The 13,103-nt window shown below is 61.0% G+C and carries 11 protein-coding genes; 8 read left to right on the forward strand and 3 right to left on the reverse strand.

The genetic code is table 11. From position 1 onward, the window contains the following. Window positions 1-117: 117 nt before the first annotated feature. From hydA to preA, 3 genes are all read left to right on the forward strand, one after another. Window positions 118-1,557, forward strand: a complete 1,440-nt coding sequence (gene hydA / locus BK670_RS14665; RefSeq protein ID WP_077573435.1) for a dihydropyrimidinase — start codon at window positions 118-120, stop codon at window positions 1,555-1,557. 204 nt (window positions 1,558-1,761) lie between these two features. Next, a complete protein-coding gene (locus BK670_RS14670; protein ID WP_123450584.1) occupies window positions 1,762-3,129 on the forward strand; it encodes an NAD(P)-dependent oxidoreductase in 1,368 nt (455 codons plus the stop codon). Beyond that, window positions 3,130-4,404, forward strand: a complete 1,275-nt coding sequence (gene preA, locus BK670_RS14675) for an NAD-dependent dihydropyrimidine dehydrogenase subunit PreA (RefSeq protein WP_027613200.1) — start codon at window positions 3,130-3,132, stop codon at window positions 4,402-4,404. It abuts the gene before it with no gap. A 99-nt stretch (window positions 4,405-4,503) separates the two neighbouring features. Here preA and BK670_RS14680 read toward each other — a convergent pair whose 3' ends face one another. Continuing rightward, window positions 4,504-5,124: a TetR/AcrR family transcriptional regulator gene (locus tag BK670_RS14680; RefSeq protein ID WP_123450587.1), complete on the reverse strand. Its 621-nt coding sequence runs from the start codon at window positions 5,122-5,124 to the stop codon at window positions 4,504-4,506. 139 nt (window positions 5,125-5,263) lie between these two features. Here BK670_RS14680 and copC point away from each other — a divergent pair, with 139 nt between their 5' ends. Continuing rightward, window positions 5,264-5,626 carry a copper homeostasis periplasmic binding protein CopC gene (gene copC / locus BK670_RS14685; protein WP_123450589.1) on the forward strand — a complete coding sequence of 121 codons (363 nt, stop codon included), beginning with the start codon at window positions 5,264-5,266 and terminating at the stop codon, window positions 5,624-5,626. A gap of 3 nt (window positions 5,627-5,629) precedes the next feature. Beyond that, entirely contained in the window at window positions 5,630-6,487 is an 858-nt protein-coding gene (copD, locus tag BK670_RS14690; RefSeq protein WP_123450591.1) for a copper homeostasis membrane protein CopD, read from the forward strand. Window positions 6,488-6,602: 115 nt separating this feature from the next. Here the strand turns inward: copD and BK670_RS14695 are convergent, their stop codons facing one another. Then, entirely contained in the window at window positions 6,603-7,745 is a 1,143-nt protein-coding gene (locus tag BK670_RS14695) for an HlyD family secretion protein (protein ID WP_123450593.1), read from the reverse strand. After that, complete coding sequence (locus BK670_RS14700; protein ID WP_123450595.1) at window positions 7,742-9,397, reverse strand: MFS transporter; 1,656 nt, start codon at window positions 9,395-9,397, stop codon at window positions 7,742-7,744. The genes BK670_RS14695 and BK670_RS14700 overlap by 4 nt, the downstream gene beginning before the upstream one ends. 315 nt (window positions 9,398-9,712) lie before the next feature. Here BK670_RS14700 and BK670_RS14705 point away from each other — a divergent pair, with 315 nt between their 5' ends. The 3 genes from BK670_RS14705 to BK670_RS14715 all read left to right on the forward strand — a co-directional run bounded on the left by BK670_RS14705 (window position 9,713) and on the right by BK670_RS14715 (window position 13,051). After that, window positions 9,713-11,008, forward strand: coding sequence for an OprD family porin (locus tag BK670_RS14705; RefSeq protein WP_123450597.1), 1,296 nt, complete (start codon window positions 9,713-9,715; stop codon window positions 11,006-11,008). Between the two features lie 294 nt (window positions 11,009-11,302). After that, window positions 11,303-12,127, forward strand: a complete 825-nt coding sequence (locus BK670_RS14710; RefSeq protein ID WP_123450599.1) for an NAD-dependent epimerase/dehydratase family protein — start codon at window positions 11,303-11,305, stop codon at window positions 12,125-12,127. 30 nt (window positions 12,128-12,157) lie between these two features. After that, window positions 12,158-13,051 carry an SMP-30/gluconolactonase/LRE family protein gene (locus BK670_RS14715; RefSeq protein WP_123450601.1) on the forward strand — a complete coding sequence of 298 codons (894 nt, stop codon included), beginning with the start codon at window positions 12,158-12,160 and terminating at the stop codon, window positions 13,049-13,051. The last annotated feature ends 52 nt before the right edge of the window (window positions 13,052-13,103 follow it).

Consider the following 13,103-nt stretch of genomic DNA (forward strand, 5'->3'; position numbering starts at 1 on the left):
AAATCTGCGACTAGTTTCTATTCCTGACAGCGCTGACAGGAATACGACCTGCTGTGCCGTACATCAATAAAACATCTAGAACCGGCACAAGTCGGTCATGCCTGCGAGGAACTCGGAATGTCTCTGTTGATCCGTGGCGCCACCGTTGTTACCCATGATGAAAGTTATCGCGCCGACGTCTATTGCGCCGACGGCGTGATCAAAGCCATCGGTGAAAACCTTGATATTCCCGCCGGCGCCGAAGTCCTCGACGGCAGCGGCCAATACCTGATGCCCGGCGGCATCGATCCGCACACCCACATGCAACTGCCGTTCATGGGCACCGTGGCCAGTGAGGATTTCTATAGTGGCACGGCGGCCGGACTGGCTGGCGGCACCACGTCAATCATCGATTTTGTGATTCCCAATCCGCAGCAGTCACTGATGGAAGCGTTTCATCAGTGGCGCGGCTGGGCGGAAAAGTCCGCCTCCGACTATGGCTTCCACGTCGCCATTACTTGGTGGAGCGAGCAGGTGCGTGAGGAAATGGCCGAGTTGGTCAGCCATCACGGCATCAACAGTTTCAAGCATTTCATGGCCTACAAGAACGCGATCATGGCCGCCGACGACACGCTGGTGGCGAGTTTCGAGCGCTGCCTGGAACTCGGTGCGGTGCCGACCGTGCACGCGGAAAACGGCGAGCTGGTTTATCACTTGCAACGCAAGTTGATGGCCCAAGGCATCACCGGGCCGGAGGCGCATCCGCTGTCGCGGCCGTCGCAGGTTGAAGGAGAGGCGGCGAGTCGAGCGATTCGTATTGCTGAAACCATTGGCACGCCGCTGTACCTGGTGCACGTTTCGACCAAGGAAGCCCTCGACGAAATCACCTATGCGCGCAGCAAGGGCCAGCCGGTGTACGGCGAAGTGCTGGCCGGGCATTTGCTGCTCGACGACAGCGTCTATCAGCACCCGGACTGGCAGACCGCTGCCGGTTACGTGATGAGCCCGCCGTTCCGTCCGCGCGGCCACCAAGAGGCGCTGTGGCACGGACTGCAAAACGGCAATCTGCACACCACCGCGACTGACCATTGCTGCTTCTGCGCCGAGCAAAAAGCCGCCGGCCGCGATGACTTCAGCAAGATTCCCAACGGCACGGCCGGCATCGAAGATCGCATGGCGGTGTTGTGGGACGAAGGCGTCAACAGTGGACGTTTGTCGATGCAGGATTTCGTCGCCCTCACCTCTACCAACACCGCGAAAATCTTCAATCTCTACCCACGTAAAGGCGCGATTCGTGTGGGTGCCGATGCCGATCTGGTGCTGTGGGACCCGCAAGGCACCCGCACCATTTCCGCCAAGACCCACCATCAGCAGGTGGATTTCAACATCTTCGAAGGCAAGACCGTGCGCGGTGTACCGAGCCATACCGTCAGCCAGGGCCGGGTGGTCTGGGCCGACGGCGACCTGCGCGCCGAGCGCGGGGCCGGGCGGTACATCGAACGGCCGGCGTATCCGGCGGTGTTTGATTTGCTGAGCAAGCGGGCTGAGCAACATCGTCCGACTGCCGTCAAGCGCTGATCCCCCTGTGGCGAGGGAGCTTGCTACCGCTGGACTGCGCAGCAGGCCCAAAACCATTTACTCCTGAGTATCAGGATGACCGCATTACCTGGTTTTGGGGCGGCTTCGCCACCCAGCGGGAGCAAGCTCCCTCGCCACAGAGAAATACGAAAACCACTGCCCATCAGAGGCAGAGAACCTCAAATAACCGTGAGGCACAAAACCGTGATCGAGACCCTGAACCATCTCCCCCATCCGCACGAAAGCGCGGCCGCCCTCGCCGGGCATTTCACCGATCTGGCGCCGCCGCTCAACGCCCGGCAGGCGCATCTGGAAGCCTCGCGCTGCCTGTATTGCTACGACGCGCCGTGCGTCAATGCGTGCCCGAGCGAGATCGACATCCCGTCGTTCATCCGCAACATCCATCAAGACAACGTGCCCGGTGCGGCGCAGAAAATCCTCTCGGCGAACATCCTCGGCGGCAGTTGCGCGCGGGTGTGTCCGACGGAAATCCTCTGCCAGCAAGCCTGCGTGCGCAATAACGCTCAGGAATGCGCGCCGGTGCTGATCGGCCTGCTGCAACGCTACGCCGTGGACAATGCGCATTTCACCGAGCACCCGTTCCAGCGCGCCGCCGCCAGCGGCAAACGCATCGCCGTGGTCGGTGCCGGGCCGGCCGGTTTGTCCTGCGCTCACCGCAGCGCCATGCACGGGCATGACGTGGTGATTTTCGAAGCGCGGGAGAAGGCTGGCGGCCTCAATGAATACGGAATTGCCAAGTACAAACTGGTCGATGATTACGCGCAGAAGGAACTGGATTTCCTCCTGCAGATCGGCGGCATCGAGATTCGTCACGGGCAGAAACTCGGTGACAACCTGACGCTGAGCGAACTGCATCAGCAGTTCGACGCGGTGTTCCTCGGCCTCGGCCTCAACGCCAGCAAGCAACTCGGCCTGGCTCACGAAGATGCCCCCGGCCTGCTCGCCGCCACCGATTACATCCGCGAACTGCGCCAGGCCGATGACCTCACGCAACTGCCGCTGGCCGAACGCTGCATCGTGCTCGGCGCCGGCAACACCGCGATCGACATGGCCGTGCAAATGGCCCGCCTCGGTGCCCGCGACGTCAATCTGGTGTATCGCCGTGGCGCCGCCGACATGGGCGCCACCGGCCATGAACAGGACATCGCCAAGGCCAATCAGGTGCGCCTGCTGACCTGGGCGCAACCGGAGGAAGTGCTGCTCGACGATCAGGGCCAGGTGCGCGGCATGCGTTTCGCCCGCACCGATCTGGTCGACGGTCGTCTGCAAACCACCGGCGAGACCTTCGAGCTGGCCGCTGACGCGATCTTCAAAGCCATCGGCCAGGCCTTCGACGGCAGCGCCCTCGCCGACCCGTTGGCGCGTGAACTCAAGCGTCAGGGCGAACGCATCTACGTCGATGACAACCTGCGCACCAGCATCCCCGGCGTGTATGCCGGCGGCGATTGCACCAGCCTCGATCAGGACCTCACCGTGCAAGCCGTGCAGCACGGCAAACGCGCCGCCGAGGCGATCAACGCTCAACTGATGCTTAACGTGGAGGCTGCGTAAATGGCCGATCTGTCGATTGTCTTCGCTGGCATCAAAGCCCCCAATCCGTTCTGGCTGGCCTCTGCGCCGCCGACTGACAAAGCCTACAACGTCGTTCGCGCCTTTGAAGCGGGCTGGGGTGGCGTGGTCTGGAAAACCCTCGGTGAGGACCCGGCGGCGGTCAACGTGTCGTCGCGTTACTCGGCGCACTACGGCAATAACCGTGAAGTGCTGGGCATCAACAATATCGAGCTGATCACCGACCGTTCGCTGGAGATCAACCTGCGCGAAATCACTCAGGTGAAGAAGGACTGGCCGGATCGTGCGCTGATCGTCTCGCTGATGGTGCCGTGCGTCGAGGAGTCGTGGAAACACATCCTGCCGCTGGTGGAAGCCACCGGCGCTGACGGCATCGAGCTGAACTTCGGCTGCCCGCACGGCATGCCCGAGCGCGGCATGGGTGCGGCAGTCGGTCAGGTGCCGGAATATGTCGAGCAGGTCACGCGCTGGTGCAAGACCTATTGCTCGCTGCCGGTGATCGTCAAACTGACGCCGAACATCACCGACATCCGCGTCGCCGCCCGCGCGGCGCATCGCGGTGGCGCCGATGCGGTGTCGCTGATCAATACGATCAACTCGATCACCAGCGTCGATCTGGAGCACATGGTCGCCCTGCCCACCGTCGGCAGCAAAAGCACCCACGGCGGTTACTGTGGCTCGGCGGTGAAGCCGATTGCGCTGAACATGGTCGCCGAGATTGCCCGCGATCCGCAGACCCAGGGCTTGCCGATCTGCGGGATTGGCGGCATCGGCAGTTGGCGTGATGCGGCGGAATTCATGGCGTTGGGCAGCGGCGCGGTGCAGGTGTGCACGGCGGCGATGCTGCACGGTTTCCGCATTGTCGAAGAAATGAAGGACGGGCTGTCGCGGTGGATGGACAGTCAGGGTTACGCCAACATCGCCGAGTTTTCCGGGCGCGCGGTGGGCAATACCACGGACTGGAAGTATCTCGACATCAACTATCAGGTGATCGCGAAGATAGATCAGGACGCATGCATTGGTTGCGGGCGTTGCCACATTGCTTGCGAGGACACGTCACACCAGGCAATCAGCAGTCTCAAGCAGGCTGACGGGACGCATAAATATGAAGTGATTGATGAGGAGTGTGTGGGTTGTAACTTGTGCCAGATCACTTGCCCGGTGGCGGACTGCATCGAGATGGTGCCGATGGAGACTGGGAAGCCGTTTCTGGACTGGAATCATGATCCGCGGAATCCCTACCATGTAAGTGCCTGAATCACCGCCATCGCTAGCAGGCTAGCTCCCACAGTTGAAATGCGATCCTCTGTGGGAGCCAGCCTGCTAGCGATGAGGTCGGTAGCCACACCACAAAACTCAGGGCTCCAGCCCGATCCCGCGCAAGATCACACTGGTCACCGTTTGCACCGCCCGCTCGAACTGCATGTCCGACAACGGCTGGTGATCATTGAGGATATTCACCTGATGATCAAAGTCGGCGTAGTGCTGCGTCGACGCCCAGATCATGTACAGCAGGCTCGACGGTTCCACCGGCAGAATCCGCTTGTCCTCGACCCACTGACGAATCTTCGCTTCCTTCATCTTCGCCCAGTCATACAGGCTGACATCCAGTGCCTCGCCTAATGTCGGTGCGCCGTGGATGATCTCGTTGGCCCAGACTTTCGAGCCATACGGCCGGCTGCGTGAGTGGTTCATCTTGGCGCGGATGTAGCTGCTCAGTACCACGCGCGGATCGTCGAACATCTCGAAGCACAGCGCGTCCTGTTTCCACACTTCCAGCAGGTCGAACAGCACCGCGCTGTACAGCTCGCTCTTGGTGCTGAAGTAGTAATGCAGGTTGGAGCGCGGCAGTTGTACTTCGGCGGCGATGTCAGCCATGGCGGTGCCGCCGAAGCCTTTTTCGGCGAAAACCTTTTCCGCCGCCAGAAGGATTTTCTCGACGTTACTGCGACGAATCTCGATCTTGTGATTGCCCATAAGGGCTCCCTGACAGCAGCGTTGGCCAAGACTAGCATCCGCTCTGGTCTGCGGGCGACCGCTGCAAACAAAACTTCGTACTGGCGTGAGCGGATGGCTAAACTGACGCTTCTTCGATCCTGTCTCAGAGGTATCCGCGATGCTGTTCAAGAACGTCCTGACCACCACTGCCCTGCTCGCTTCGCTGTTCGCCGCATCTTCCGTATTTGCCCATGCCCACCTGAAAAGTCAGACCCCGGCGGCCGACAGCACCGTCGCTGCTCCGGCGGATTTGCGCCTGACGTTTTCCGAAGGTGTCGAGGCCAGTTTCACCAAAGTCACGTTGACCAAGGATGGCGCACCGGTCGCGGTCAAGCCGCTGACCACCGAGGGCGACAAGAAAACCCTGATCGTCACCCCTAGTGCTCCGCTGACCGCTGGCGAGTACAAAGTCGAATGGCACGCAGTGTCGGTCGATACACATAAAAGCGAAGGCGCCTACCAGTTCAAGGTGGGCCAGTAATTCATGAATGAAGCGCTGGTGCTGTGCCGCTTTGTGCATTTCATCGTGGTGTTGATGCTGTTCGGGGTCTGGCTGTTCAGGCCGTTGCTGCTCAAGGATGAAGCGTCACAAGTGGATCGGCACCTGGCGCGACTGGCGCGCTGGCTGGCTGCAGTGGCGCTGTTCAGCGGGATTGCCTGGGCACTTTTGATTACTGCAAGCATGGCCGGTTCGGCTACAGCGGCGTTTGATCCGGACACGGTTGCGCGGGTGCTGGGCCATACGTTTTTTGGTCAGGTCTGGCGTTGGCATCTGCTGATCAATGCTGTGCTGTTGGCGCTGTTGTTCACACCTTGGCGTTCAAACATGCCGTTGCGACTTGGCTTGAGTGCCCTGCTGCTGGCGACTCTCGCTCCGGTCGGACACGGCGCCATGCTCGATGGTTTGAGTGGGCAATTGCTGATTCTCAACCAGATCGTGCATCTGACCTGCGTGGCGGCCTGGCTCGGCGGGTTGTGGGTGCTGGTGATGATTTTGCGTCAGCCGACGGAGCCGATGCATGAAGTTTTGCGACGCTTCAGCGGGATCGGTTATGTGCTAGTCGCCGGGCTGCTCATGACAGGATTGATCAATGTCCGCGTGCTGACCGGCCAATGGTGGCCGACGCCGTTGTTCAGCGGGTTTGCGTTGATTCTGCTGATCAAGGCGCTGGTCGTGCTGGGGATGCTGGGGCTGGCGCTGTTCAACCGTTTGCGCATGGATGATTGCGAACAACGGATGGGCGCAATCAGGCGCAGTGTGATGCTGGAGTGGCTGCTCGGCATTGGCGCGGTGGCGGCCGTCTCGCTGCTCGGTACCCTGCCGCCAATGATCACTGGATAAACACAGTTCAAATGTGGGAGCGAGCCTGCTCGCGAAAGCGGTGTGTCAGATAAAGAAATGTTACTGATACGACGCTTTCGCGAGCAGGCTCGCTCCCACAGGGTTATGCATTGTGTCAGTGGGGTTGGGTGTCGCCCGCCGCGGTGTCGATGCTGACCACCACCGACATCCCCGGCCGCAACCGCTCCTCTTCCTGCTGATCCGGATCGATGGTGATCCGCACCGGCACCCGCTGGGCAATTTTCACGAAATTGCCGGTGGCGTTGTCCGCCTGCAACAGGGCAAATTCCGAGCCCGTACCCGGCGAAATATGCTGCACATACCCGGTGAATTTGCGGTGGTTCAGCGCATCGACGGTGAAACGCACCGGTTGCCCGACGCGGACGTTATCCATCTGGGTTTCCTTCAAGTTGGCGATCACCCATTTCTGGTTCGGCACCAACGCCATCAACTGCGCACCGGAGTTGACGTAGGCGCCGAGGCGCACGCCGATCTGCCCGAGCTGGCCGTCACGCGGGGCAACGATGCGCGTATTCGACAGGTCGATCCGCGCCAGTTGCACCGCTGCTTCAGCGCTGGCCACCGCCGCTTCCAGCGAGCCACGATTGACGATCACCGTTTGCAGATCCTGACGGGCGATTTCCAGATTGGCCTTGGCTTGCGCGACCGCCGCGACACTTTGCGCATTGGCCGCCAGCGCGACGTCCATCTCGCGCTTGGACACCGAACCGTCGCCAACCAATTCCTTGTTGCGGCGCAGATCCGCCTCGCTCTTGCGCAACTGCGCTTCGCTGTCGGCTTGCACCGCCTGACGCAACTTGATCGTCGCCTCGGCGCTGTTGCGTTGCTGCACCACATTGGCCAATGCGGCCTTCTGCACCGCCAGTTGCGCCAGTGCCTGGTCGAGACGCTGCTGATAGATGCGGTCGTCCAGGCGCACCAGCAAATCCCCCGCCTTCACGTACTGAAAATCCTGTACCGGCACCTCGTAAACATAACCTGCGAGTTGCGGGCCGATGATCGTCACCTGTCCGCGCACCAATGCGTTTTCCGTGGTCTCCACTGCACTGCTGAACGGCGGCAATTGCCACGCATAGAGCACGATCAACACGCCGACAATGGCAATCGCGGCAAAGCCCAGCGACGAGATGATCCGCACCCGCAGCGAGCGCGGCTCGGTGTTCGGCGATGACGGCGGCGCCACACCCTCAGGCGTGGCAGCAATGGCGTTAGTAGTTGTGGTGGTCGGTTCGGTCATGAAGAAGTGGCACCGCTCGAAGGTGTGGATGGCGCAGGGGCGACGGCTTTGGTGGTGCTCATCAGCCACAGCGCACGGATGGACAGCCAGATCATGGTCAGCACCGCAATCACGGCGATCAACATGAACACATCGTTGTAGGCCAGCACGTTGGCCTCGCGGGTAGCGGCGTTGGACAGACTGCGAATACCCGCAAGGTTGCGCAGGCTCGGGTCGGCCAGCAACGAGCCGTACGCCGAGCCGCCGCTCTGCACGCGTGCAGCCACCAACGGGTCAGACAGCGTCAGGTGCTCAACGATGTGACTGGAATGAAATTTTTCCCGGACGATCTGGAAAGTGCCCAGCAGCGCCGCGCCCAGCAGGCCGCCGAGGTTGTTGCAGATCCCGAACAGCACGGAAAAGCTCACCAGATTGCGCGGATTGGTCAGCACGTTGCGCGTACCAAAGACCATGGTCGGGCCGAGGAAAAACGTGCTGCCGAAGGCCAGCAGAAACTGACTGAGGTAGAGGTTTTCCGGGCGGGTCAGGTTGTTGGAAAAGCTGTCCATCACCGACCCGGTGGCCATCAGACCCAGCGAGATGATCAGCGGCATCAGCAGGTGCTTGGGGTCGATCGTCAGCGCGCTGGTCACCAGCCCCGCGACACTGCCGATCAGCATCACCACGTAGAGGCTGTGCAGTTGCTCATAACCCATGTTCAGGTTCTGCATGAAACCGACCGCACCGGTGGACTGCTCCGAGGTGACCATGCGAATCAGGGTCACCGCCAGCGCCAGGCGGATCATCGTTCCGCTGCCAAGCCAACGGGTCATCAGCAGCGGGTTGCTGCGGTTATGTTCGATGGCCAGACCGGCGAGGATCAACGCAATCGAGGCGGCCAGCGCATAGCCGATCCAGTTGGCCTCCAGCCACCAGTCAATCCGCCCCAGCGACAACACCGCGCACAACAACGCCACGCCCGTGGCGAGAATGGCGAAGGTGAGGAAGTCGAGTTTTTCGAAGGTTTTGAAACGGTCGCCCGGCGGCAACTTGAGCATCAATACGCAGCCCAGCGACAGCAGCGCCATGCCCAGCTCGAACAGGTACAAGCCGCGCCATTCGGCGATCTGCAGCAAATCCTCCGAGAATAATCGCGCCAGCGGTAGCGCGAGTTGTGAAGTGCCGAGGCCGAGCACCAGCGCTTTCATGCGCCACTTCGCCGGGAATGCCTGGATCATGTAATACAGGCCCAGCGAACTCAGCGCCGCGCCGACCATACCGTGGGCTGCGCGCACCGCCACCGCAGAGTTCAGGTCGTTGACGAACAGATGGCCGAAGGTCACCAGCGCATACAGCACCAGAAACACTTCGGTGAATGCACGCAAACCGAATTGCTGGCGGAACTTCACCAGCAGCAGGTTCATCGACACGTTGGTCATCACGAACGCCGCCGGCAGCCAGGCCATTTCCGCCGTGGTCGCGCCCAGTGCGCCTTGCAGATAAGGCAGGTTGGCCACCACCAGCGAGTTGCCCAAGCCACCGGTTACCGCCACCAGCACGCCGACCAGCGCATAGGCCAGGCGCTTGGGGTTGGAGTGCAATGGTGTTGAAGGGGAACCGGGCAGACTGGGCTTTTCGTGGGGCTGCCAGTTGCGCGGGGCGTATTGATCCATGGAAAGGCCTTGTGCAGAACGTGGGTGAAGTTTGCCGCAAATTCACCGGCAACACACATCCCATGGACAACACAAATCCTTGTAGGAGCTGTCGAGTGAAACGAGGCTGCGATCTTTTGATCCTGTTTTTTTTAAAAGCCAGATCAAAAGATCGCAGCGTGCCGCAGCTCCTACAAAGTGATCTGCGTCGCGACGGCAAGTCATCGTATAACTTGCTGTTGACATTCCCGGAAAACCGAGGAAATATCCGCACCCATGTTGTACGACGACGTATAACAAATAATAAAAACAACAAACGATACAGGGAGCGTCACAGTGAGCACACTCGTCTGCAGTTCCGTCCGCCCTTCCCGCATTGCCACGCTTTCTCCGCGCACCACCCTTAGCCTGATCGGCTGCAGCAGCCTGGCCCTGGCCCTGCCGATGAGCGCCGATGCCGAAGGCTTTCTCGAAGACAGCAAAGCCACGCTGAACCTGCGCAACGCCTACTTCAACCGCAACTTCGTCAACCCGGCCAACCCACAGGGCAAGGCTGAAGAATGGACGCAAAACTTCATTCTCGATGCCAAATCCGGCTTCACTCAGGGCACCGTCGGTTTTGGGCTCGATGTGCTGGGGATGTATTCGCAAAAGCTTGATGGCGGCAAAGGCACGGGCGGCACGCAACTGTTGCCGATCCACGATGACGGGCGCCCGGCAGACAACTTCGGTCGCCTCGGTGTGGCGCTGAAGGCCAAGGTCTCGAAGACTGAATTGAAGGTCGGCGAATGGATGCCGGTGCTGCCGATCCTGCGCTCCGACGATGGCCGCTCGCTGCCGCAAACCTTTCGCGGCGGCCAGATCACCTCTACCGAGATCAACGGCCTGACCGTCTACGGCGGCCAGTTCCGTGGCAACAGCCCGCGCAACGATGCGAGCATGGAAGACATGTCAATGAACGGCCGTGGCGCGTTCACTTCCGATCGCTTCAACTTCGGCGGCGGCGAATACACCTTCAACGACAAGCGCACCCTGGTCGGCGTGTGGTACGCCGAACTCAGCGACATCTACCAGCAGCAGTATTTCAACCTCAGCCATAGCCAGCCGCTGGGCGACTGGACGCTGGGTGCCAACCTCGGTTTCTTCACCGGCAAGGAGGACGGCAGCGCCCAGGCCGGCGACCTCGACAACAAGACCGCGTTCGCCCTGCTCTCGGCCCGCTACGGCGGCAACACCTTCTATGTCGGCCTGCAAAAACTCAGCGGCGACGACGCGTGGATGCGGGTCAACGGCACCAGCGGCGGCACCCTCGCCAACGACAGTTACAACGCCAGTTACGACAACGCCAAAGAGCGCTCCTGGCAGTTGCGCCACGACTACAACTTCGTCGCCCTCGGCATCCCCGGCCTGACCCTGATGAACCGCTATATCAGCGGCGATAACGTGCACACCGGCACCGTCACTGACGGCAAGGAATGGGGCCGCGAGTCGGAGCTGGCTTACACCGTGCAAAGCGGCCCGCTGAAAAACCTCAACGTGAAATGGCGCAACGCGACGATACGCCGGGACTTCAGCACCAACGAGTTTGACGAGAACCGGATCTTTATCAGTTATCCGATTTCGTTGTTGTAACCGCTGATTCAATTAAGAACCCATTGGCGAACCGATGACCTGTGGCGAGGGAGCTTGCTCCCGCTGGGTGGCGAAGCCGCCCCCGGCAATTTTCCGCAAAAAGCGACGACTGCTGCGCAGCCGAGCGGGAGCAAGCTCCCTCGCCACAGGAACGGGCAAGGCTGGAAATCCTCGCAGGCCTTCCGTCATCTACACCAAAAGTCGCGTTGACAAGTCCCGGAAACCCTACCGATACTTCAGCGAAGTCATACGACAACCTACAACAAACCTAATAACAACGTGTAAGGGCTTGCCATGACGTCTACCTCTACTCCCCGCGCCCCGTTTAACCGTCTGCTACTGACCGGCGCCGCCGGTGGCCTGGGCAAAGTCCTGCGCGAACGTATGCGCCCTTATGCCAATGTCCTGCGCTTGTCAGACATTGCCGCCCTCGCCCCGGCCGTCGATGATCGCGAAGAAATCGTTCCTTGCGATCTGGCCGACAAACACGCCGTGCACCAACTGGTCGAAGGCGTCGACGCGATCCTGCATTTCGGCGGCGTCTCCGTCGAGCGGCCGTTCGAAGAAATCCTCGGTGCCAATATCTGCGGCGTGTTTCACATCTACGAAGCCGCGCGCCGGCATGGCGTAAAACGGGTGATCTTCGCCAGTTCCAACCACGTCATCGGCTTCTACAAACAGGACGAAAAACTCGACGCCACCTCGGCCCGCCGCCCCGACGGCTACTACGGACTGTCCAAGTCCTACGGCGAAGACATGGCCAGTTTCTACTTCGATCGCTACGGCATCGAGACCGTCAGCATCCGCATCGGCTCCTCGTTCCCCGAGCCGCAGAACCGCCGAATGATGCACACCTGGCTGAGCTTCGACGACCTCACGCAATTGCTTGAACGCGCGCTGTACACGCCGAACGTCGGCCACACCGTGGTCTATGGCATGTCCGCCAACAAGGACGTGTGGTGGGACAACCGCTTCGCCAGCCACCTCGGGTTTTCGGCCAAGGACAGCTCCGAAGTGTTCCGCGAAAAAGTCGAGGCACAACCCATGCCGGCCGCCGATGACCCGGCGCGGATCTATCAGGGCGGCACGTTCGTCGCGGCAGGGCCGTTCGGCGACTGATCACTCTGACAACGACGCAAAGGAATGAGTATGCAAGCCGAACTGATCGTCGATGCCCGCAACGCCGTGGGCGAAAGCCCGGTCTGGGTGCCGCAGGAAAACGCGCTGTATTGGGTGGATATTCCCAACGGCGGGCTGCAACGCTGGAGCGCTGACACCGGCCATGTGCATGCCTGGACAACCCCGGAAATGCTCGCCTGCATCGCTCGTCACAGCGATGGCGGCTGGGTTGCCGGCATGGAGAGCGGCTTTTTTCATCTGCACCCGCACAGCGACGGCAGCCTCGACAGTGAGTTGCTTGCCACCGTGGCGCACAGCCGCGCAGACATGCGCCTGAACGATGGTCGCTGCGACCGCCAAGGGCGTTTCTGGGCCGGCAGCATGGTGCTGAACATGGGCCTGAGTGCGCCCGAAGGCAGACTCTACCGCTACGGCGCCGGGCAATCTGGCGTGATCGAAGCGCAGCTCGACGGCTTCATCGTGCCCAACGGCCTCGGTTTCAGCCCTGACGGCAAGACCATGTACCTGTCCGATTCGCACCCCGACGTACAACTGATCTGGGCGTTCGATTACGACACCGATAGCGGCACGCCGTCGAACCGTCGCGTGTTCGTCGACATGAACCATTTCCCCGGGCGGCCCGATGGCGCTACCGTGGATGCTGAAGGTTTTTACTGGATCTGCGCCAACGACGCCGGCCTGATTCACCGCTTCGCGCCGGACGGCCGACTCGACTTCTCACTGGCCGTACCGGTGAAAAAACCGACCATGTGCGCCTTCGGCGGCAACCGGATGGACACCTTGTTCGTCACCTCGATTCGTCCCGGCGACGACCACGATCCGCAATCTCTCGCAGGCGGCGTGTTCGCCCTGAACCCCAACGTCAAAGGCCTGCCGGAGCCGATGCTCAACGCTTTGCTGTAACACCCGCCTCTGCTGCACCGCTGTGCCTTGAACACAACAATAACAAGACTGG

Source organism: Pseudomonas fluorescens, assembly GCF_003732425.1.
GTDB lineage: Bacteria > Pseudomonadota > Gammaproteobacteria > Pseudomonadales > Pseudomonadaceae > Aquipseudomonas > Aquipseudomonas fluorescens_BE.